Genomic DNA, 21,523 nt, shown 5'->3' with positions numbered 1-21,523 from the left:
CGACGCGCCGTGAAAGTCCTGGGTCTTCTGCGCCACGCCAAGTCCGATTGGGGGGATAGCGACAAGCGCGATTTCGACCGGGGCCTGAACGATCGCGGGCGCAAGGGCGCCGCGGTTATCGGCCAGCACATTCGCGATCACGGGGTGAAATGGGACCGGCTCGTCGCAAGCCCGGCCGAACGCGTGAAGCGCACGCTCGCTGTCGGCCTGCCCGATCTCAAGCCCGAATGGGACGAGCGCCTCTATCTTGCCGGAACAGACACGATCATGGACGTGATCCGCGAAAAGGGCGGCGACGCCGACACGCTCATGCTGTCCGGCCACAACCCGGGGCTTGGCGACATGCTGTTCGAGCTGGTCGCCCCCAAGAACGAAAACGCGCTCTACGACGAGGCCAAGGTCAAGTTCCCGACCGCCGCCTTCGCCGTGTTCGAGCTCGACATCGAGGACTGGGCCGACCTACGCGACGGCTGCGGGACGCTGGTCCATTTCGCCCGCCCGCGCGACCTCGATGCGGATCTGGGGCCGGAGTACTAGCGAAGAACCCAGGGCCCCGGCGCGCCTGCACCGCGCTCGTCTTGCGGGTTGTAGAGAGCGCATTTCTTCAGGCTCAGGCAGCCGCAGCCGATGCATCCGTCGAGATTCGCGCGCACCTTCTCCAGCGCGGTGATCTGCGCGTCGATCCGTCGGCGAATCTCGCCGCTGATGCGCTTCCAGTCTGCGGCGGTGGGGTTTCGCCCTTGTGGGAGCGAGGCCAGCGCGTCCTCGATCTCGGTCAGCGAGAGTCCCAGTTTCTGCGCAATCAGGATAAAGCTCAGCCGGCGGATGTCCCCGCGAAGGAACCGGCGCTGGTTGCCGCTGGTGCGCAGCGCCTCGACCAGGCCCTTGCCCTCATAGTAGCGGATTGCGGAGACGGAGAGGCCGGTGCGTCCGGCCAATTCGCCGATGGTGAGAAGGTCGCTCGATTTCATCGATCACAGTCATGGCATTTTCAAAGGTTGATCTCAAGTTAGGTTGAGGTTCTATCTATCCCGGCATCGACACCGGGCCACTGCCGCAGCGCAGGGCCCCAATCAGGAGATGCACCATGCCCAAGGGCAAACTTGAACATGCCAATATCTCGGTCACCGATCCCGATCGCAGCGCTGCGCTGCTTGTCGACCTGCTCGGCTGGCACGAACGCTGGAGGGGCGAATCGCAACTGGGCGGCCACAGCCTCCATGTCGGCGATGATCACGATTACCTCGCGCTCTACACCGGCGACCATGTGAAGGGCGATTACTCCAAGGGGCACCCGCTCAACCACATCGCCTTTACGGTCGACGATCTCGACGCCGCCGAGAAGGTGGTGGTCGCCCACGGCCTCAAGCCCTTTGGGCACGACGATTACGAACCAGGGCGCCGGTTCTACTTCTTCGACTGGGACGGCATCGAATTCGAGGTGGTCAGCTATGAATGAGATCATGCCTCGCCGCCCGCTGTTCGGTCCTCGCCCCGATCCGAAGGACAAACCGGCCTCCCCCACGCCCAGACCGCGACCGCCCTTTTCCGCAAAGCCGGTTCGTGTATGACTTTCCCCCGGATGGCCGTTCTTTCCAAGGCCGCATCCGGGGGAAATCACATGAAGACCAGTGTTCTGGCGGCCCTTGCCGCGCTCGCCGCATCCGCAGCCCCGCTTTCGGCCGAAACGGTCGCGGTGACCGCCGACCGCCTGCTCGACGTGGAGACCGGCCGCTATGTCTCGAACCCGGTAGTCGTGATCGTCGATGGCAAGGTGTCGAGCGTCACCTCGGGCGGCGCCGTCCCCGAAGGGGCGGAGCGGATCGACCTTGCCGGGCACACGCTGTTGCCCGGCCTGATCGACATGCATGTGCACCTGTCCGGACGGCCCGAATACGGCGGCTATTCCGGCCTCCAGTTCACCGATCGTTTCTGGACCGCGATTGCCGTTTCGAACGCGCGCACGATGCTGGAAATCGGCTTCACGACCATCCGCAACGTGGGCGACAGCGACTACAACGTCGCCGGTGTCGACCAGGCGATCGAGGAAGGTTGGATCATCGGCCCGCGTATCGTGAACGCGAACTACGCGCTCGGCGCGACCGGCGGGCATTGCGACGAGACCTTCCTGCCGCCCAGCTTCGAAGCGAAGAGCCCGGCCGTCGGCGATAGCCCCGAAGAACTGCGCAAGCGCGTGCGCGAGCAGCGCAAGTATGGGGCCGAGGTCATCAAGGCCTGCGCCACGGGCGGCGTCTTCAGCCGCAACACAGCACCCGGCATCCAGCAACTAAGCCTCGAAGAGCTCACCGCGATTGCCGACGAAGCGCATTTCTGGGGCCTGAAGGCCGCCGCCCATGCCCATGGCGCACCCGGTATCAAGGCCGCCATCCGCGCCGGTTTCGACACCATCGAACACGCAAGCTACGCCGATGACGAGGCAATCCGCCTCGCGAAGGAGCGCGGCACCTTCTTCTCGATGGATATCTTCAACACCGAGTACACGCTCAGCCAGGGCGCGGCGAACGGGGTGTTGGAGGAAAACCTCGCCAAGGAACGCGCACTCAGCCAGGCGCAGCGCGACAATTTCCGCCGCGCGCACAGGGCGGGCGTGAAGATGGTCTTCGCCAGCGACGCAGCGGTCATGCCGCACGAGCTGGTCGGCGGTCAGTTCCGCGTCATGGTCGAATACGGGATGACCCCGCTCGAAGCGATCCAGGCCGCAACGATCAACGCGGCCGAGGCGCTCGGCCAGGAAGGCGAAGTGGGCGTCGTCAAGCCCGGCGCCTGGGGTGATCTGATTGCGGTCGATGGCGACCCGCTGGCCGATGTCGGCGAGCTGGCCGACGTCGATGCGGTGATCAAGGGCGGGAAACGGGTCGACTGACCTCGGCGGGCGCGGCGTTGAACCCGGCCATCGCGGCAAGAGGCACATCCTCGAACCGGCCGAGCCAGCGGCGCGCCATCTTCGCCAGCGGCATCGGGTTGATGTAGTGGCGCTTGCAGCGCCCGTCCCGCTCGCTCGCCACCAGTTCCGCGGCTTCGAGCACGGAAAGATGCTTGGCGACCGCCTGGCGCGTCATCGGCAGGTCTTCGGCGAGATCAGTGAGAGTCAGCCCGCCTTCAGCGCTCAGCCGGTCCAGCAGGAAGCGGCGCGTTGGGTCCTAAAGGGCGACGAAGGTGTCCGTCATGGTGCCAAGGTTAAGATTGCCTTTCCGAGTCGCTCAATCGCGCCGGCAAGGTTGTCCACCGTGGAACGTCAGCCAGGCAGCGTCCCGGTCTGCCGGAGCGCCTCGCCAAGCGCGATCCCGGCGCTGGTCGCAAGGTTGAGCGACCGCACCTCGGCACGCATCGGCAGGCGTACGCTTGCATCCACCGCCGCCCGCACTTCATCGGTCACCCCGGCGCTTTCCTTGCCGAACAAGAGTATATCGTCCGTTTCATAGGCGAAGTCGTAAGAAGACTGCGTGGCCCGCGTGGTGAAGAGCACCAACCGCGCCCCGGCTCGCGCTTCCCGGAAGGCATCGAAATCCTCATGGCGGACCACTTCGACATGATCGATGTAATCCATCGCCGCACGGCGGACACGGCGGTCGTCCCACGGGAAGCCTAGCGGTTCGATCAGGTCCACGCCCACGCCCATGCAGGCGCATAGGCGCATGACATTGCCGACATTCCCGGCGATTTCGGGCTCGAATAGGGCGATGCGCATAGGGGTTACAGCAGCCGCTTCGACTTGGCCGCGGCGCCCGCCCAGGGCTGGTCGGTGCGGTCGAGGTCGAGCGCGCCCTCCCACGGGCGGCACAGCGCAAACGCCTCCTCGGGCGACCCTTGCGTCCATACGGCCCGATCCTCCTCGCGCAGCAGCACCGGCATGCGCGTGTGGACTTCGGATGCAGCGCCCGCAGCATCGGTCATGACCATGGAGTAGCAGCGCCCCCATTCCTCGCTGTCGCGCCACACGCCCGCGACGGCGAACAGCTCGGCATCGGGGCGCGAAAGCCAGGTGCGCGTCTTGCCGCCCTTCGGCCCCTCGGCCTCCGCCCAGCCGGTGACGGGGATGAGGCAGCGGCGCTCCTCGAAGCTGTAGCGCCAGAAGAAGCTGTCGAGCTTGTCGGTGCGCGCGTTGTTGACCGGCTTGGGCTTGAGCGGCTGGCCGTTCTTGCCCTTCATCACCAGCGGGAAACCCCAGCTCATCTGGGTGAGCTTGCCCTCGGCCACCACGACGCCGGGATAGCCGGGAAAGACTTCGTCGCCGAAATTGGCGCCGCCCAACTCGTTCACCGCATCGAACCAGGCCGCAACCTCGTCCTTGTTCTTGGTCATCCGGTAAAGGTTGCACATCAGGCGTTCCCCACGACGAAACAGGCGGCCGCGACAAGCGCCCCAGTCCAGCGGTTGGCGCGGAAACGGTCGAGCGGATTGCCGGGATCTTCGCCATCGAGCGTCGCGACCTGCCACAACAGGTGACCCGCAACAGGCACCAGCGCCAGCAGCGCGACCCAGTCCGCACGGTAGAGCCAGAAGGCAAGCGCCCACAGCGCCACCGCTCCGGCATAGAACAACGCGACCCCGCCCTTTACATGCCCGCCGAGACGCAATGCGGAAGAACGAATGCCAACCAGCGCGTCGTCCTCGCGGTCCTGCATGGCGTAGATCGTGTCGTAACCGATCACCCATAGCGCCGCGCCTACGTACATCGCCGCGAGCGCGTCGAGATTGTCGGCGCGCATCTCGCTCCAGCCGACCAGCAGGCCCCAAGTAAAGACCATGCCGAGCCATGCCTGCGGCCACCAGGTGATACGCTTCATGAAGGGATAGGCAGCCACCAGCGCCACGCTCGCCAGCGCCACGCCTTGTGCGATCGGGCGCAGTTGCAACAGCACGAGCAGACCGACGGCGCAGAGCGCGAAGAGCCAGCCCCAGGCAGTCTTCTTCGATATCCGCCCGCTCGCCACTGGCCGCACGGCGGTGCGCGCGACCTTCCGGTCGAGATCGGCATCGACGATGTCGTTGTAGACGCAGCCCGCCCCGCGCATCGCGATGCTGCCGAGGAGGAGCCAGGCGACCAGCTCGACCTGCCAGCCGGCCCCCGCAAGCCAGACGCCCCAGGCACAGGGCCAGAACAGCAGCCACCAGCCGATCGGCCGGTCGAAGCGCGCCAGCTGCGCAAGGTCGCGCGGCACCTGCGGCAGGCGCGCGACGAGGCCGCGGTGTTCGCTGTCGGGGACGACGTCGGGTGTGGCGGTATCGCTCATCGCTTGCTCCCTAACCGCGCTCGTGCCACCTGCAAAGCCATGCCTGCAACGCCCGCCTGGCCGCCCAAGAGCGCACCGCGCCTGTTCGTCGAACAGGAAGTCACCTCCCAGAGCCCTGTGACCATCGATGGCAACCAGGCGCATTACCTCTCCAAGGTGATGCGCGTGGCGCCCGGCGATGCGGTGATCCTGTGCGACGATATCACCGGCGAATGGGCGGCCGAGGTGGTAGAAACGGGCAAGCGCTCGGTGCTGCTGCAGCCAAGGGAGCACCTGCGCCCGCGCGAGCCGGTACCCGATTTCTGGCTCTGCCCGGCGCTGCTGAAGAAAGACCGCTTCGACCTCGTGCTCGAAAAAGCGACCGAGCTGGGTGTGGCCCGCATCGCTCCCGTCCTCACCCGGCGCTGCGTGGCGGACAAGCTGAACGCCGACCGCGCGGACACCATCGTCACCGAGGCCGCCGAGCAATGCGCGCGCACCGCCCTTCCTGAAATCGCCCCCGTCGCCAAGCTCGACGCCCTTCTGCGCGACTGGCCGCAGGAGCGCCACCTGTTCTTTGCCGACGAAGAAGGCGGCGAACCGGCCGCCGACGCCTTCTGCTACGCCGAGGGGCCCGCCGCCCTGCTGGTGGGCCCGGAAGGCGGTTTCGACGATGCCGAGCGTGCCGCAATCCGCGCGCATCCCGCCTCGGTCGCCATCAGCCTCGGCCCGCGCATCCTGCGCGGCGAGACGGCGGCGATTGCCGGCATCGCGGTGTGGATGGCCGAGGCAGGCGACTGGATCGGCGAAGAATAATTTCCTTCCCTCGCAAGGTTCGGTTGCCTATCGCCACGCGTCATGAGCACGCGCGAGGCCTCTGGGGACGCCGATCCCATCATCGAAAGCCGCGACCAGCTGGTCGCTCCGATGCAGAAGGGCGAGAAGCCCAAGGACAAGTGGCGGATCGGCACCGAGCACGAGAAGCTCGTCTTTCACAAGAGCGACCACCGCGCACCGTCCTATGACGAGCCCGGCGGCATTCGCGATATCCTGTTGAGTTTGCAGGAATTCGGCTGGGAGCCGGTCGAAGAAGGCGGCAAGGTCATCGCCATGCGCGGCGAGGACGGCACGGTCAGCCTGGAACCGGCGGGCCAGCTCGAACTTTCGGGCGCGCCGCTCGAAAACCTCCACCAGACCTGCAACGAGACCGGCCGGCACCTGCAGCAGGTCAAGGCTATCGGCGAGCAGTGCGATGTCGGCTTCCTCGGCCTCGGCATGTGGCCCGACAAGACCCGCGACGAACTGCCGGTGATGCCCAAGGGGCGTTACGAGATAATGATGCGCCACATGCCGCGCGTCGGCAGCCTCGGCCTCGACATGATGCTGCGCACCTGCACCATCCAGGTGAACCTCGACTATTCGTCCGAAGCCGACATGGCGCAGAAGTTCCGCACCGGCCTTGCGCTGCAGCCGCTGGCCACCGCGCTGTTCGCCAATTCGCCCTTCACCGAAGGCAAACCCAACGGCTACCTCTCCTATCGCAGCCATATCTGGAGTGACACCGACCCGCACCGCACCGGCATGCTGCCCTTCGTTTTCGAGGACGGCTTCGGTTACGATCGCTGGGTCGACTACATGCTCGACGTGCCGATGTATTTCGTCTTCCGCGAGGGCAAGTACATCGACGCCGCCGGCCTGAGCTTCCGCGACTTCCTTGAAGGCAAGCTTTCGGTGCTACCCGGCGAGAAGCCGACCGAGAGCGACTGGTGGGACCACCTCTCGACCGCCTTCCCCGAAGTGCGCCTCAAGAGCTTCCTCGAAATGCGCGGCGCCGATGGCGGGCCGTGGAGCCGGATCTGCGCCCTGCCCGCTTTCTGGGTCGGCCTGCTCTACGAACAGAGCTCGCTCGACGCGGCGTGGGACCTCGTAAAGCACTGGTCGATGGAAGAGCGCGAGGACCTGCGCAACGCGGTTCCCAAGCTTGCGCTGGACGCGCCGATCCCGGGCGGCGGCAAGCTGCTCGACCTTGCCAAGGAGGTGCTGGCCATCTCGCGCGACGGGCTTGCCAGGCGCGCCCGCCTCAACACCTCGGGCGACAACGAAACCGGCTTCCTCGAAACGCTCGACGAGATCGTCGCCAGCGGCAAGGTGCCCGCGCAGGTTCTGCTCGACCGCTACAACGGCGAATGGGGCGGCGACATCGAGCGCGTCTACAAATACAGCTTCTGATCGCGCCCGGCTTCTGTAACGGATTGTCGCAGTCGTAACACCTGCGTCGCAATCTTCAGGTCTTTTCCTGAATTCGTACAATTCGTTACCGCGCAGCATTGACCCTGACAATCTCCTTTGCATCGCTCGCAGGAGGGCGACGAGGGAAAAGAAAATGAGGGTCTCAGGATGCCGACAAAGCACCATGCATTACCATCGATTGCCGCACTGACGCTGGCCTTGGCGGCATGTGGGGGCGAAGGATCTTCCGGTTCGGCCGGAGGCGGCAACACAGCGGTCGCCACACCCACGCCGACGCCTACCGCCACGCCGACACCCACCCCGACCACCACGGGGAACGAGGAGGCCAACGCCATCATCCAGGCCTATCTGAGGCTCGACCTCGATAGCCTCGACAACTACGCCAACCCGGTGCTGCCGGCCTATTACGACGACACCGTCTTTGCCGACGACAACACGCCGAACAACGATCCCGTCACCGACGAGCTCGCCATGCTGGGGCGCGTGCTGTTCTACGACACAGCGCTGAGCGTCAACGACACGGTCAGCTGCGCGAGCTGCCACCAGCAGCAATTCGGGTTCGACGATGACGAACGCTTTTCGGAAGGTTTTCGCGGCGCTGAGTTTACCGATGCCCATGCCATGCGCCTTGGCAATATCCGCTTCTATGCGCCCGGCGACATGTTCTGGGATCGCCGCGCCGACAGCGTCGAAGACCAGGCGACGCAGCCGATTCTCAACCCAGTCGAGATGGGCTGGAGCGACAATGGCGGGCTGGCTGCGCTGGTAGCGAAGCTACAGGGCCTTGAATACTACCCGGTCCTGTTCCGATACGTCTTCGGCGACGAGGCGATCACCATGAACCGGATCGAGCGCGCGCTGGCCAATTTCGAGCGCGCGATGATCTCTACCGACAGCCGCTGGGACCAAGCCTACGCACAGGTCTTCGATCCCAACGCGCAGAACCGCAACCTGGGCGTCAACCTGCCGGGCTTCACCGCCAGCGAGAACCGCGGCCGCCAGCTGTTCATGGCAGCGCCCAACAACGGCGGTGCGGGCTGTGCCGGATGCCACCGGCCGCCGACATTCGCGCTCGCCGGCAACAGCCGTTCGAACGGGCTCGACGCAGGTGAGACCACAGTCTTCAAGTCGCCCTCGCTCAAGAGCGTGGGTAGCTCGACCCATTTCATGCACGACGGGCGCTTCGACAGCCTGCTCGATGTCATCGTCCATTACGACGAGGGCATCCAGGCGGGTCCCGCGCTCGACAACCGGTTACAGGCGGGCGGCGCGCCGCTGCGTCTCAACCTTTCGGTCAGCGACCGGCAGGCGCTGGTCGATTTCCTCCTGACGCTGGATGACGAGACGCTGGCGAGCGATCCGAAATTTTCCGATCCCTTCATCCGCTGAGCCTGCTATCGCCTCTCTCCACAGCTCATGAGGAGAGAGGCGATGATCCAGATCAACGGTACGATCAAACTGGGGCAATCGATCGACGCGGCCACGCGCAAGGCGATGGTCGAGATGGTGCGCGCCAGCCGCGCGGAAGACGGGTGCCTCGATTATTCCTTCGCGAGCGATCTCGCCGATCCCGACACGCTGGTGCTGTTCGAGCGCTGGCGTGACCAGGCCGCGCTCGAAGCGCATGGCAAATCGGCGCACATGGCGGAATTCCAGAAGGTGATGGCCGCAAACCCGCCCAAGTCGCGCGACCTGCGCATCTACGAAACCGACGACGGCGCGCCGCTGGGCTGATTATTCGGCCGGTTGCTGCGCCAGGGAAGGGCGCGGTTTGAAGCGATTCCACAGCTTGGCGAGCGGCGCGGTCAGCAGGCCGTGCTGCGCCATCCACGCGTGGTATTCCCGGTACTTCGGGTCCTCGGCGAGGAGATGCGCCTCTTCGGTCTTCGCGCGCCAGAAATAGATCGCGTTCACGACAAGCAGGAAGAAGCAGTTGCGGATCGCCTCGACGGGTGAGCCGCTGGTCACGAGGAACGGCAGAACGGCGCACCACCAGAACAGGTTCTTCGACACATAGGCCGGGTGCCGCGTGAAACGGTAGGGCCCGTTGGTGAGGACACCGCGATAGGTGAGGTTCGAGAAGCGCAGGCCGAAGGCAAAGGTCGCCCAGGCGTAAATGCCGGTCAGGACCACCAGCAGCGCGCCCCAGACGGAAAGCAGCGTGTCATTGCCTGCCATCCAGTGGAGCCAGCCGGCCGTATCGTACTCGTAATTGATCGCCCGGCCTCCGCCCAGGATCCCCCAGACAATCGGCGGGTAGCAGATCAACGCCGCGATCCAGCCGCCTAGGAAGGGATTGCCCGAACGGATATGCGCGTCGAGCGGGCGCATGGTGACGATGTAGCCGACCGTGCCGATCATCACGTCGATCATGAACATCGCCTCGATAATGGTCAGCGCGATACGTTCGGGCCGCGCCATGACTTCGGCGAAATCGGCGGTGACGATGTTGCGGAAGGCGAAGGGGATGATTGAGATCATGAAGGCGGTGAAGAACGCCTTGATGATCCAGGCGCGCCAGTGCTTCTTGACCTCTTCCACGTCCCAGCCCGGCCGCATCAGCAGCAGCGCGCCGAAATGCCAGGCATGGTCTCGCGGGTTCACCAGCGCGCGGTCGATCCAGAAAACATAGGGGACGGAAAGCACTACCAGCGGCAGGGCGGCGTAGGTCAGCACTTCGATCGCGAAGACGTACTGCCCTTCCCAGTACCAGCGGCACAGGCAGTAAAGGCCGGCAATGATTGCCCAGGTCGCCCACAACCCGGCGAGCTTCACCCAGGTGACGCTGCGGTCGGGGGTTCGGCTGCGGACCAGCGACCAGTCGAGCCCGGTCGAGGGGCGCAGGTGCACCTTGTCGACGAAGATGGACCACAAGGCCATTGGCACGGCAGCTGCGACAAGGCCGAACAGGGCCGAATTCTTGCCACCCAGCGTGTCGCGCGGCACCTGCCAATCGAAGGTTTCGGCAAGGCCGGGGAACGCGCGCGCGAAAGCGACCCAGGCAAACAGCCCGGCAAGGCCCACCAGTCCCACCGCCGAGGAGACATCGCTCTTCGGCCGTGCGAGGGGTGCGTTCGCGCTTCCGTCCATGACCGCTCCTGGTTAGCCCAGATTGGTTAACAGCGCGGTCACGCTAGCACGAAAATCAGCGGAATGCGGAAATCCGGCCGCTGTCGTCGAGGATGTAGAGCGTGTTGTTCGCCACCACCGGCGCCAGCGTGATCGGCTGCTTGAGGTCGGTGAACAGGCTGGCCGAGCCTTCGCCCGTGCTGATCCGCCAGACTTCGCCTTCGGTGTTGACCGCCCACAGATTGCCGCCGGCAAGGACCGGGCCGGACCAGAAGATCGGGCCCTTCTTGTCTTCCTCGTCGCGCCACTGGGGCAGCTGCGAGAGCCAGCGGACTTTGCCGGTTGCGCGGGCAATGGCCAGCAGGCGCGCGTCGTCGGTCAGCGTGAAGATCCATTCGCCCGCGATTGCCGGGGTCGAGATACCGGCAAGATTGAGCTCCCAGATTCGCTGGCCGGTGACCAGTTCGTACGCCGCCATACGGCCGCCCTGGCCGAGCGCATAGACCCGGCCTGCGTCGATGATCGGATCGGCATCGATATCGGTCAGCGAGCCCACCTGGGTCGAGATCGAGGTGCGCGCCAGGGCATCGGCCCACAGCGTGCGGCCGTTTTCATAGCGGTGCGCGATCAGTTCGCCCGAGCTGTAGCCCGCGATAACCGTGCCCTGCCCGGCTGCCGGAGCCGCAACGCCGAAGACGCCGGCCTGCGTGGCCGAACCCGATTCCTGCCACTGGACCGAACCATCGTTCGCATCGAGCGCGAAAATCTGGTTGTCCTGCGTCATCACGAAAACCGAACCGAAGGCGATCGTCGGCGATCCGCGCAGCGGACCCGAAGGCTTCACCTTCCAGATTTCCGTGCCACTGTCCGCGTTCAAGGCAACGACGTCACCGGCACCGTCGGTCATGTAGACACGGCCGTTGTCGTAGCTCGCGCCGCCGCCAAAGGCACTCGGGCGCAGGTCGCTTTCGAGGTCGGGATTGTAGCTCCAGCGGCGCGCACCGGTCTGTGCGTCGAAGGCGCTGAGGACACCGTCACCACCAACCGCAAACATCATGCCGCCGCCGATGACCGGCGAGGCACCGAGACGGCGACGGTTGGTCGCACCGGCGACATTCGCGGTGAAAACGCGCGCCGGCGATGCGCCAAGCGCGAGATGGCCGTAGGACTTGCCTGCGTTGCCGCCAGCCTGGCCCCAGCTCGCATTGGCCTGTGCAGGCGGCAGGACGATCGATACGCCGGCCAGCGAGGGATCGACCTGCGCACCCGTCTGGATGCGCGAGAGGATCGGCTGACGTTCGCCGAGCGTCGGCGTTTCCTTCTTGTCGCCACCGCCAAACAGGCCGCCGCTACAGGCGCCGAGGCCCACGGCCAGCGCAGCCACGATTGCCGTGCGCGAGAGGTTCTTGCGGTTCATTGTAATCCTCGTTCCGTCCATCTTGTGCGGTGCCTGACCGTCTTATTCGGTAGCGGCCGCGGCGCTTTCGCCATCAGCCCCCGGGCGTTCGACCCCTTGTTCTTCGAGCAGCGCATCGACATCCTCAATCGCGTCCACGCCCAGGACACCCGCCATCTGGCGAGCGCGCGAGCGGAGCGATTCCGGCGCGGTGTCATCCTTGGCAATCTGAGCGAAAAGCGCGCCTGCTTCTTCGGTCTTGTCCTGATCGAGATAGGCGTGCGCGACAAGCTCGCCGGCGCTTGCGAAGTACGGCTGACCCGGCGTTGCCAGCGGCTTGAGCGCGGCGATGACCTGGGCGCTGTCCATGCTGTCGTAATTGATCACGACGTCGCGCAGGCGGGCCAGATCGCGCAGGGCGGGCGCTGCGTCTTCGTTGTCGGCCACGCTCTTGAAAAGAGTGGAAGCTTCCTCGGTCTGGCCGCGCTGTTCGGCGATGCCTGCGCGCAACATGGCCGCTGCGACGCCCGCGCCGCTGTCCTTGCCGGCGAGCTCTTCAAGCTGGCTGTAGCCGGTTTCGAGGTTGCCGGCGTCCACCTGGTCGAGCGCGCCGACCAGTGTTTCGGAATCGCGTTCCATCGCGGCTTCCTGGCGGCTTTCCCAGAACAGGTACCCCCCGAAGGCCGCAAGCCCTGCCAGCAGCAGGCCGAGCAGCGGCTTGCCGTATTTGTCGAGGAATTCCTGCGCATCGCCCTGGCGGACGGCTTCGTCCACTTCGCGCAGCAAGGCTTCCTGCTGGGCGTTTTCCTGCTGGGCGCGCTTCTCTTCGCGGGACAATTCGGATTTGGGTGTCAGGGCCACCGGGGCGGGCTCCAATTAACTAGATACGTGTTTCCGCGGCTCTTTAAGGACAGGCGCGGACAAGGGCAATGCTTGGCGGAGCCTGTCCCCGCCTGCGTGAATGCGGGCTGAAACGGATCAGAGGTCACGTTTCATGGCGCTGGAATAGAGCCGGCGGTAGGTCGCGATCATCTTGGCCTCGTCGAAATGGGCAACCGCCTTGGCCCGGTTGGCCTCGCCAACCTCCTTGCGCAGCTCTTTCGAGACCGCAAGCTGGACGAGCGCCATGCGCAGCTCTTCTTCCTTGCCCGGCGGCGTGATGAACTCCGCATTCGCCTCCGACACCATGCCCGCGATATCGCCGACTGCCGGGGCAACGACCGGCAAGCCAGCCGCCATGGCCTCGACAACGGAGAGCGGGAATTGCTCGGAATCGCTCGACAGGGCGAATATGTCGAACAGGCCGATCACGCGCGCCGGATCGCTGACCGCTCCGGGCAAGTGGACACGGTGGTTGATGGACAGCCGGTCGGCTTCGGCAAGGATCGCATCGCGCGCATCGCCCTCACCCAGGATCACCAGCTGCCAGTTTTCCGACAGCTCGGTGAAGACCCGGACCATACGCGGCAGGTTCTTGACGGTGCGCAGGCCGGCCAGCGTGCCGACCCACAGCTCGCCCGGATGCTTGATGAGCCGCAAAGCGTCCTTCTTGGGGCGCATGGCGAAGGCCTTGGTGTCGATACCGTTGGGAATGCGCTTCACGCGGCCAAGCGGCTGCTGCCAGTCGACCAGCGCGATCTCCTCCAGCCGTTCGGACGGCACCACCAGGCCCGAGGCCTTGCCGAGTGCAATACGGCGGTACCAGGTGCGGCCCGTCTTGAGCTTTTTCAGCTCGCTTTCGTCGAAGCCGTCTTCGTGATGCACCAGCGGCGGAAGGGCATGGAGGTCCTTGAACAGCGTGTGCGCCATCACCGCGTCCATCGCGCCCCAATTATAGGTGCACACGAGGTCGTAGCCCTTCATCGCCTTGGCGATCTTCTGCAGGCGGCCCGGCGTCGGGCGGCCCTTGAGGCTCGGGAATTCGGGCTGAAGCGTCACCGCAATGCCCTTGGCAATGCGCTCCGCCGCGCCCAGCCGCTCGGGTTCGGCCGAGACGATGGTGTGGCGCGCCTTGCGACCGAAAGCGTTGATCAGCTGGACCGTGCGCAATTCCTTGCCGCCGGGCGCAAAGGTCGATTGCAGGTGCAGGAAATGCGGCGCGTCCGCGCCCTTGCCCCCGCTCATGCGACGCGCGCCAGAAGGCGGTCGATGGCGGCAAGCGCCTCGGGCTCGTCAAGCATGGGCGCGTGGCCCACCTGCGGTACGGTAACCGCCTCGGCCCCGCTGGCGACCTTCTGCATTTGCTCAAAGGTGGCGGGCGCAAGCAGCTGCGACAGCCCGCCGCGCAGGAGCAAAAGCGGCTTGTCCGTCAACGCCTTGAAAGCGGGCCACAGGTCGACCGGCGCCGCCGCTTCGGGCGAGGCGAGGATCGGTTCGGCCAGCTTCATGTCGTAATCGAAGGCGATACGGCCGTTGTTGCACAGCGTGAGCGTGCGTTTTGCCATGTCGATCCACTGTTCGATCGCGTAGTTCGGGAAGGCCCCGCCGTGGGTTTCCTGCAAGGCGCGCGCGGCGTGCATCCAGGTCGGGAAGCTACGCCCCTGCCCGACATAGGATTTGATCGTGTCGAGCCCTTCGGTCTCGAGCTCCGGCCCGATATCGTTCAAGGCAGCGCCCGCGATCCGCTCCGGCTGCGCCTGTGCCAGCAGCATGGTCATCAGCCCGCCCATCGAGGTGCCGATCGATACGAAGGAGGCGATCTCCTCCTGCTCCAGCAGCGCCAGCAGGTCCTCGACATAGGTCGGCAGCGCGTAGCTGTTGGCATCATCGGAATAGCCGCTATCCCCGCGCCCGCGCATCGAGGGCACGATCACGCGCCAGCCCTGCGAGGTGATATGCGGCGCCAGGTCCGAAAAATCGCGCGCGTTACGGGTCAGGCCATGCAGGCAGATCACCGGCGGGCGATCATTCGCTTCGCCGTAGTCGCGGAAATGCAGGGTGAGACCGTCGGCGCTTTGCCAGTGGCGGTCGGTGTAGGGGTTATCCATCGTAGGCGGCGAAAACCTTGCTCGCTTTGCGTTGATGCCCTTGTAACGGGCTGTCTTGCCGCCCACTATCGCCGGATGCGCGCCGAACCGCAAGCCGCGAGCTATCGCCCCGACACGCCCATCGAATCGCTGGCCGACTGGATCGGCGACCCGGTCGATCCGGCGGACTTCCCGAAAACCGAGCTGCGCTTTCGCAACGACCGCCATGCGGCGAGCGTCGGCCTTGCCGAATTGAGCGATGCGGAGTGGACCCGCCATTTCGGGCGGTTCGAGCCGCTGGAGGGCAACCTGCCCCGCCCGCTCGCGCTGCGGTATCACGGGCACCAGTTCCGCGTGTACAACCCCGATCTGGGTGATGGCCGAGGCTATTTGTTCGCGCAGATGCGCGACGCCGAAGGGCGGCTGATGGACCTCGGCACCAAGGGATCGGGTCAGACCCCCTGGAGCCGCGAGGGTGACGGGCGGCTGACGCTGAAAGGCGCGGTGCGCGAAATCCTCGCCACCGAAATGCTCGAGGCGCTCGGCGTCAACACATCGAAGACCTTCAGCGTGGTCGAGACGGGCGAGGAGCTGTGGCGCAGCGACGAGCCGTCTCCAACGCGTTCCGCCGTGATGACCCGGCTCAGCCACGGCCACATCCGTATCGGCACCTTCCAGCGCCTGCTCGCGCTCGAGGAAAAGGAGCACATGGTCCAGCTGGTCGATTATTGCCTCGCCCAGTTCCCCGGTCCGCCCCCGCCCGAAGACGCGCCGGGGCGCGAGGAGCCGGCTGTGCGGCTGATGCACCTGGTCGTCGAACGGATGGCTGACCTCGCCGCAAGCTGGATGGTCGCCGGCTTCGTCCACGGCGTGCTCAACACCGACAACATGAACGTCAGCGGGGAAAGCTTCGATTACGGGCCCTGGCGGTTCCTGCCGAAGTGGGATCCGGGCTTCACCGCTGCCTATTTCGATCACCAGGGCCTCTACGCCTTCGGCCGCCAGCCAGAAGCGCTGCACTGGAACTGCGGGCAATTCGCCATTGCGCTGCGCCTACTGGTGGACGCCCCGCCCCTGATCGCTGCGATGGAGCGTTTCGGACCGCTCTACATGGAAGCCATCGGGCGCCGCTGGTGCTGGCGTCTTGGCGTTGCCAGCCGGGGTGCCGAAGCGGACGCGGCCTTGGTGGCTGCCTGCGAGAAAGCGCTGACCGAAAGCGGTGCGTCCCCGGATGCCTTCTTCTTCACCCATCGCGGCGGGCGCGGCGCACAGGGGCCCCTTGCCGAGGCGCTGGACGGCTATGCTGCTGTTGAGGACAGCCATGAGTATTGGGCAGGCGAGGCCCCGCAATCGATGCTGATCGAAGAAGTCGAAGCGATCTGGTCGGCGATCGACGAACGCGACGACTGGCTGCCGCTGACGGAAAAGGTTGCGGCCCTGCGCCGCATGGGCGAAGCGCATGGAGAACCCCCTTCTCCGGCGGGACATTTGCAATAAGCGCACCAAACACGAATTGACGCGGCCGATGGAACCGCCCACTTAAGGCGCGATTCGAGGCGTAGAGAGGATAAAAATCCCGTAATGGCGACCGACCTGGTCTCAACTGAACCCGCTACCGGCAAGGAAATCTGGCGCGGCACCACTGGTGACGTGGACCTGGCGATCGAACGCGCGCGCGAAGCAATGCGCGACTGGGCGCGCCAGCCGCTTGGCCAGCGCATCGAACTGCTGCGGCGCTTCGCCAACCAGGTTCGCAAGCACGCCGATCCCTTTGCCGAACTGATCGCCCGCGAAACGGGCAAGCCCCTGTGGGAAGCCCGCACCGAGGTCGAAGCGGTCATCGGGAAGGTCGAAATCTCGGTCACCGCCTACGCCGAACGCACGGGCATGAAGAAGCTCAACAGCGCGCTTCAGGGCACGGCCGCACTGCGCCACAAGCCGCATGGCGTGATGGCGGTGCTCGGCCCCTACAACTTCCCCGCGCACCTGCCGAACGGCCACATTGTTCCCGCGCTGCTTGCCGGCAACTGCGTGATCTTCAAGCCGAGCGAGAAAACGCCGGCCGTGGGCGAATTCCTCACCCGCTGCTTCCACGAAGCCAAGATCCCCGAAGGCGTGGTCCAGTGCATCCACGGCGGGGTCGAGGTTGGACAAGCCCTCGTCGAGCACTGGATGGTCGACGGCGTGCTCTTCACCGGATCCGCGCGCGCCGGCATTGCGATCAATCGCAAGCTCGCCGCCGATCCGGGCAAGATCGTGGCGCTGGAAATGGGCGGCAACAACCCGATCGTGGTGCTCGATACGCCCAAGATCGACGACGCGGCCGCCACCATCGTGCAATCGGCCTTCACTACGGCCGGCCAGCGCTGCACCGCCGCGCGCCGCCTGATCGTGACCGATTCCATGTTCGACCAGATCGTGCCCGCCGTGAAGGCGCTGGCGGAAAAGCTGATCGTCGACGAACCCTTTGCCGAGCCCCAGCCCTTCATGGGCTGCGTGATCGACAACGCGACCGCCGATCTCCTGTCGGAAAGCTTCGTTGCGCTGATGAACCGGGGCGGCAAGCCGATCATGCACATGAAGCGGCGTGACGAGAAGCTGCCGTTCCTGTCGCCGGCAATCCTCGATGCGACCGACATTCACGAGCGGCCCGATATCGAGTTGTTCGGCCCGCTGCTGCAGGTGATCCGCGTCGCCGACTTCAACGATGCGATCTACGAGGCGAACAACACGCGCTACGGCCTCTCCGCCTCGCTGATTGGCGGAAAGCCGGAAGATTTCGAGCTGTTCTGGAACGAGATCCGCGCCGGGATCGTCAACTGGAACCGTCCGACCAACGGCGCGTCCTCGGCTGCGCCTTTCGGCGGGGTGGGCCTTTCGGGCAACCATCGTCCGGCTGCCTTCTACGCGGCCGATTACTGCGCCTATCCGGTCGCAAGCAACGAAATGGAGCAGCCGCGCGCCAGCATTGGCGTGGGCATCAAGGACAGCTGATCGGATGGTGGGCCGCGCGCGGCCCGGCGATCCTTAGTCGGTGGTGACGAGATCGATCTCGGTTACACCCTGCGGCAGGCGGCGCGCGTAGACCACATAGGCCGCATCGCCCTTCGTACCGCTCAGGATGTTGTCGCCCGCAGCGCGGACATGCTCGACGCTGAAGCCAGCGTCCTTCGCGCGGGTGTTGTAGAACGCCAGCACTTCATCGAGAGCGACCGGCGTGAGGAAGGAGACGACCCTCAGCGCGCAATCGCCCTCGTCGGTCCCCGCCGCTTCCTGGGTGTTGCCGCGGGGATAAACGGGAAAGGCCGCGGGCAGTTTGGCCGCCCAGGCCGAGGTGTAGTTGACCTTGTCGCCGCAGTTCTCACCGCCCGGCGCGACCGCAGCGCGTGCTGCAGCCTGCATGGCCTGGCTCGGCGCGGCGTTTTCGCCAAGGGTGCGGGGCTCGGGAGCCGCCGACAGGGCGCTGCGCCCGCCAACCAGCTCGGCGGCGCGGCTGCGCGCGGCTTCGATGGCGCGCGGCGACTTGTCGATATTCGGAATAGCGGCGTTGCCCGTGCCCGAGAGCGCGGCGTTCGCCTCGTTGCGACCGGCCATGTCGGGATCGGTCATCAGCTCGTCGTTAAGAGCCTGTTCGCTGGCCGGGTCGATGGCGTCGCCCGCTGCCTCGTCTTCAGCCGAATCGCCGCATGCGGCAAGCAGGGCGAAGGGCAGGACAGAGGCAAGCAGGCGACGTTTCATCAGGAGACCTTTCGGCTTGGAACACGTGGGGCTTAAGGCGAGAAACGAATGCGCTTCCAGCCCGTTGGCTGCCCCTGCACCATAGCGGGACAGGCGCGGGCGCAAAAGTGAAAGGGCGCCGCCAGACCCCCTTTTGGGATGCCGGACGACGCCCACACGACCCGAAGAGTCGTGGTTTCCGGCCGTGGGTGGGCACGGCCGGAACTCGCGAAGAAATCGGTTAGCCGCAGCGCGTGCTGGAGCGGTCGATGGTGCGGCCAAGCAGCGCGCCCGCCGCGCCGCCAAGGATAGCCCCTAGCGTCCGGTCGCCGCGTCCTGCGACTTCATGGCCCAGCAGCGCGCCGACGCCGGCACCAACCAGCAGGCCAGTAGTTCCGTTGTCGCGGCGGCAGTAGTAGCGGCCGTCGTTGCCGCGCCAGATGCGCGTATCGGCGCGCACGGGTTGGCCGTAATAACGGTCGTAGCCCATGTAATAGGGCCGAGCATCGCGACGATCACGATAGTCGCGATAATCCCGGCGATCACGATAACCGCGATAGTCACGGTAATCGCGATAGTCGCGATCGCGGTAGTGGCCGTGCCCGCGCTTGCGCTTGTGTTCATAGGTCATGTCGCCGACGACCGCAGCGTGTGCGGCGGGGCTCGCGTGCAGCGCAGGAGCCGCGCTGACAGGCGCAGCGGCGGCAAGGCCCGAAGCGGCAATGGCCAGGGCGGCGGTCTTGAAGAGGTTCGACATGGTCAGGTCCCTTTTGATTCGCAGCGCCGAAATGGCCTCGTCCTGCGATGCCGTTAAGCTTTAGGCGCTTGAACCTGAACCAGATGCAACAGCGCTGTAAGCTTTTCCCAAGTTCGACGAAACGAGTATCTGGCGTCGATGAATTGAGGGTTGCGGGCCCGGTTGGCTGCGCCTAGCGCGCCTTGGATGGACCACAGCGCCCCACCCCAGCACGATCGGACGGGCCTGTTTTCAGCTCTCGGCGCCTACCTCATCTGGGGCCTGCTTCCGCTCTACCTGATCCTGGTGGCCAGTGTGCCGCCCTTCGAATTCGTCGGCTGGCGGATCATCTGGACGCTGCCGATCTGCCTCGCCATCGCGCTTGCCCGCAAGCAATGGCCGGACCTGAAGAAGGCCGTGGGTAGCCCGCGCACGATTGCCTGGCTCTCGCTCAGCGCGGGGCTGATCGCGGTCAACTGGGTGGTCTATATCTGGGCGATTCAGAACGGGCAGGTCTATGCGGCCAGCCTCGGCTATTACATCAACCCGCTGATCAACGTGCTCCTCGGCACGATGCTGCTTGGCGAAAAGCTGTCGCGTTCTCAATGGGTGGCGGTCGGCGTGGCCGCCCTGGGTGTCGCCCTGCTTGCTGGCGGGGCGCTGACGACCTTGTGGATCAGCCTGACGCTGGCCCTGAGCTTTGGCACCTATGGCCTTATCCGCAAGCGGCTGGATGTGGGCTCCGTCCCGGGCCTCACGATCGAAAGCGCGCTCCTTCTGGTGCCGTCCGCCGGGGTTGCCTGGTACTACGCCCAGACGCAGGGCTCATCCTTTGCGATCTCTCCCCTGCTCAGCCTGCTGATAATCGCGGGAGGGGCGCTAACCGCTTTCCCGCTGCTGTTGTTCGCTATTGCGGCGCGCAAGCTGCCTTATTCGACGCTGGGCTTCATCCAGTTCCTTGCGCCCAGCATCGTCTTCATCCTCGGCCTCACGGTGTTTGGCGAGGAGCTGAAGCCGGCGCAGGCAGCCTGCTTCGCCTGCATCTGGACAGCAGCGGCGATCTTCGTCTGGGACCTCGTAAAGCGCTCTAGGAAGCCAGCCGCCAGCTGAGCGTATCGCCCGCGTGGAACGGCACGATGCGCGCGTCTCCGCCATCGACCTCGTCCGGCACGTCGACTGGCGCCTTTTCGAGCGTGATGCGGTCCTCGTTCGGCGCGAGGCCATAGAAGGCCGGGCCGTTAAGGCTGGCGAAGCCCTCGAAATGCTCGAGCGCGCCTTCCTCGTCGAACACCGTGACATAGCTTTCGAGCGCGAAGGGCGCGTTGAAGATGCCCGCGCAGCCACAATCGCTTTCCTTGTCGTGGCGATGGTGCGGCGCGCTGTCGGTGCCGAGGAAGAACTTGGTCGAGCCGCTCGTCGCCGCCGCGCGCAGCGCAAGCCGGTGCTGTTCGCGCTTCGCCACGGGCAGGCAGTACATGTGGGGGCGAATGCCGCCGACGAGGATGTCGTTGCGGTTGATGTGCAGATGCTGCGGCGTGATGGTGGCCGCGATATTGGGGCCCGCGCCTTCCACGAAGGCCACTGCCTGCATGGTTGTGATGTGCTCGAAAATCACGCGCAGGTGCGGCAGGCGGTCGACCAGCGGCTGCAGAACGCGGTCGATGAACACGGCTTCGCGGTCGAAGATGTCGATGTCCGAGGTGGTCACCTCGCCATGCACGCACAGCGGCATGCCGATATCGGCCATGCGTTCGAGCACACCCATGATGTTCGCCACATCGGTCACACCATGCGCGGAATTGGTAGTCGCGCCGGCCGGGTAGAGCTTGACCGCCGTCAGCACGCCGTCGGCGTGGCCGGCCGCAAGATCATCTGCATCCGTCTGGTCGGTCAGATAGGCGGTCATCAGCGGTGTGAAATCCACGCCCTCGGGCACGGCGGCGCTGATCCGCTCGCGATAGGCCGCCGCCAGCGCGGTGGTGGTCACCGGCGGCGAGAGGTTGGGCATCACAATCGCGCGGGCAAATTGGCGCGCCGTGGCAGGCACAACGGCGCGCATGGTGGCGCCATCGCGGAAATGAAGGTGCCAGTCGTCGGGGCGGCGGATTGTAAGCGATTCGACCATGCGGTTGCCTATGGCCGCGAGCGGCCTATC

23 protein-coding genes are annotated in these 21,523 nt (G+C 65.6%); 10 read left to right on the top strand and 13 right to left on the bottom strand.

All coding sequences use genetic code 11. The annotated features are described in order from the left end of the window. Window positions 1–9: 9 nt before the first annotated feature. Window positions 10–537 (top strand): SixA phosphatase family protein, encoded by a 528-nt coding sequence (locus tag KUV82_RS06005; protein WP_219955968.1) that lies wholly within the window; start codon window positions 10–12, stop codon window positions 535–537. Here KUV82_RS06005 and soxR read toward each other — a convergent pair. Then, window positions 534–971, bottom strand: a complete 438-nt coding sequence (soxR, locus tag KUV82_RS06000; protein ID WP_219955967.1) for a redox-sensitive transcriptional activator SoxR — start codon at window positions 969–971, stop codon at window positions 534–536. The two genes, KUV82_RS06005 and soxR, sit on opposite strands and share 4 nt — an antisense overlap. A 116-nt stretch (window positions 972–1,087) precedes the next feature. Between soxR and KUV82_RS05995 the strand changes: the two genes are divergently transcribed. Both KUV82_RS05995 and KUV82_RS05990 read left to right on the top strand, forming a co-directional pair. After that, window positions 1,088–1,459, top strand: a complete 372-nt coding sequence (locus tag KUV82_RS05995) for a VOC family protein (protein WP_219955966.1) — start codon at window positions 1,088–1,090, stop codon at window positions 1,457–1,459. Between the two features lie 162 nt (window positions 1,460–1,621). Continuing rightward, window positions 1,622–2,884, top strand: a complete 1,263-nt coding sequence (locus tag KUV82_RS05990; protein ID WP_219955965.1) for a Xaa-Pro dipeptidase — start codon at window positions 1,622–1,624, stop codon at window positions 2,882–2,884. Here KUV82_RS05990 and KUV82_RS05985 read toward each other — a convergent pair. The 4 genes from KUV82_RS05985 to ubiA form a co-directional block, all read right to left on the bottom strand. Next, window positions 2,859–3,113: a helix-turn-helix domain-containing protein gene (locus KUV82_RS05985; RefSeq protein WP_258319884.1), complete on the bottom strand. Its 255-nt coding sequence runs from the start codon at window positions 3,111–3,113 to the stop codon at window positions 2,859–2,861. The two genes, KUV82_RS05990 and KUV82_RS05985, sit on opposite strands and share 26 nt — an antisense overlap. A gap of 143 nt (window positions 3,114–3,256) precedes the next feature. Beyond that, window positions 3,257–3,709 (bottom strand): tRNA (cytidine(34)-2'-O)-methyltransferase, encoded by a 453-nt coding sequence (locus KUV82_RS05980; protein ID WP_219955964.1) that lies wholly within the window; start codon window positions 3,707–3,709, stop codon window positions 3,257–3,259. A gap of 5 nt (window positions 3,710–3,714) precedes the next feature. Further along, entirely contained in the window at window positions 3,715–4,341 is a 627-nt protein-coding gene (locus KUV82_RS05975; RefSeq protein ID WP_219955963.1) for an SOS response-associated peptidase, read from the bottom strand. After that, entirely contained in the window at window positions 4,341–5,255 is a 915-nt protein-coding gene (gene ubiA / locus KUV82_RS05970; protein ID WP_219955962.1) for a 4-hydroxybenzoate octaprenyltransferase, read from the bottom strand. Before ubiA ends, KUV82_RS05975 begins: the two co-directional genes overlap by 1 nt. A 39-nt stretch (window positions 5,256–5,294) precedes the next feature. Here ubiA and KUV82_RS05965 point away from each other — a divergent pair, with 39 nt between their 5' ends. From KUV82_RS05965 to KUV82_RS05950, 4 genes are all read left to right on the top strand, one after another. Continuing rightward, complete coding sequence (locus KUV82_RS05965) at window positions 5,295–6,050, top strand: 16S rRNA (uracil(1498)-N(3))-methyltransferase (protein WP_219955961.1); 756 nt, start codon at window positions 5,295–5,297, stop codon at window positions 6,048–6,050. 42 nt (window positions 6,051–6,092) lie between these two features. Beyond that, complete coding sequence (locus KUV82_RS05960) at window positions 6,093–7,463, top strand: glutamate--cysteine ligase (protein WP_219955960.1); 1,371 nt, start codon at window positions 6,093–6,095, stop codon at window positions 7,461–7,463. Between the two features lie 168 nt (window positions 7,464–7,631). Continuing rightward, entirely contained in the window at window positions 7,632–8,873 is a 1,242-nt protein-coding gene (locus tag KUV82_RS05955; RefSeq protein WP_219955959.1) for a cytochrome-c peroxidase, read from the top strand. Between the two features lie 42 nt (window positions 8,874–8,915). After that, window positions 8,916–9,218: a putative quinol monooxygenase gene (locus tag KUV82_RS05950; protein WP_219955958.1), complete on the top strand. Its 303-nt coding sequence runs from the start codon at window positions 8,916–8,918 to the stop codon at window positions 9,216–9,218. On the opposite strand, the gene KUV82_RS05945 is transcribed toward KUV82_RS05950, so the two are convergent. The 5 genes from KUV82_RS05945 to KUV82_RS05925 all read right to left on the bottom strand — a co-directional run bounded on the left by KUV82_RS05945 (window position 9,219) and on the right by KUV82_RS05925 (window position 14,936). Then, complete coding sequence (locus tag KUV82_RS05945; RefSeq protein ID WP_219955957.1) at window positions 9,219–10,574, bottom strand: methyltransferase family protein; 1,356 nt, start codon at window positions 10,572–10,574, stop codon at window positions 9,219–9,221. A 55-nt stretch (window positions 10,575–10,629) separates the two neighbouring features. Next, entirely contained in the window at window positions 10,630–11,970 is a 1,341-nt protein-coding gene (locus KUV82_RS05940) for an outer membrane protein assembly factor BamB family protein (RefSeq protein WP_219955956.1), read from the bottom strand. A 42-nt stretch (window positions 11,971–12,012) separates the two neighbouring features. Further along, window positions 12,013–12,810 (bottom strand): tetratricopeptide repeat protein, encoded by a 798-nt coding sequence (locus tag KUV82_RS05935; RefSeq protein ID WP_219955955.1) that lies wholly within the window; start codon window positions 12,808–12,810, stop codon window positions 12,013–12,015. A 117-nt stretch (window positions 12,811–12,927) separates the two neighbouring features. Continuing rightward, entirely contained in the window at window positions 12,928–14,073 is a 1,146-nt protein-coding gene (locus KUV82_RS05930; protein ID WP_219955954.1) for a glycosyltransferase family 4 protein, read from the bottom strand. Continuing rightward, window positions 14,070–14,936, bottom strand: a complete 867-nt coding sequence (locus KUV82_RS05925; protein WP_219955953.1) for an alpha/beta fold hydrolase — start codon at window positions 14,934–14,936, stop codon at window positions 14,070–14,072. The genes KUV82_RS05930 and KUV82_RS05925 overlap by 4 nt, the downstream gene beginning before the upstream one ends. Window positions 14,937–15,011: 75 nt before the next feature. On the opposite strand from KUV82_RS05925, the gene KUV82_RS05920 reads away from it, so the two are divergent. Both KUV82_RS05920 and astD read left to right on the top strand, forming a co-directional pair. After that, window positions 15,012–16,412, top strand: coding sequence for a protein adenylyltransferase SelO family protein (locus tag KUV82_RS05920; protein ID WP_219955952.1), 1,401 nt, complete (start codon window positions 15,012–15,014; stop codon window positions 16,410–16,412). A gap of 84 nt (window positions 16,413–16,496) precedes the next feature. Further along, on the top strand, window positions 16,497–17,909 hold the full coding sequence (astD, locus tag KUV82_RS05915; protein ID WP_219955951.1) for a succinylglutamate-semialdehyde dehydrogenase: 1,413 nt from the start codon (window positions 16,497–16,499) through the stop codon (window positions 17,907–17,909). 33 nt (window positions 17,910–17,942) lie between these two features. Here astD and KUV82_RS05910 read toward each other — a convergent pair whose 3' ends face one another. Next, the gene (locus tag KUV82_RS05910; RefSeq protein ID WP_219955950.1) at window positions 17,943–18,653 is read right to left on the bottom strand and encodes a hypothetical protein; all 711 of its coding nucleotides are present in this window, start codon (window positions 18,651–18,653) and stop codon (window positions 17,943–17,945) included. Between the two features lie 220 nt (window positions 18,654–18,873). Further along, window positions 18,874–19,389: a glycine zipper 2TM domain-containing protein gene (locus KUV82_RS05905; protein ID WP_219955949.1), complete on the bottom strand. Its 516-nt coding sequence runs from the start codon at window positions 19,387–19,389 to the stop codon at window positions 18,874–18,876. A gap of 186 nt (window positions 19,390–19,575) precedes the next feature. On the opposite strand from KUV82_RS05905, the gene rarD reads away from it, so the two are divergent. Beyond that, window positions 19,576–20,478, top strand: a complete 903-nt coding sequence (gene rarD / locus KUV82_RS05900) for an EamA family transporter RarD (protein ID WP_219955948.1) — start codon at window positions 19,576–19,578, stop codon at window positions 20,476–20,478. Here rarD and pyrC read toward each other — a convergent pair. Continuing rightward, window positions 20,456–21,493 (bottom strand): dihydroorotase, encoded by a 1,038-nt coding sequence (pyrC, locus tag KUV82_RS05895; protein WP_219955947.1) that lies wholly within the window; start codon window positions 21,491–21,493, stop codon window positions 20,456–20,458. The two genes, rarD and pyrC, sit on opposite strands and share 23 nt — an antisense overlap. Window positions 21,494–21,523 lie beyond the last annotated feature (30 nt).

The organism is Qipengyuania flava, from assembly GCF_019448255.1.
Lineage (GTDB): Bacteria > Pseudomonadota > Alphaproteobacteria > Sphingomonadales > Sphingomonadaceae > Qipengyuania > Qipengyuania flava_A.
The sequence above is the reverse complement of the archived record's forward strand: the minus strand, read 5'-3'. Positions and strand labels throughout refer to the sequence as shown.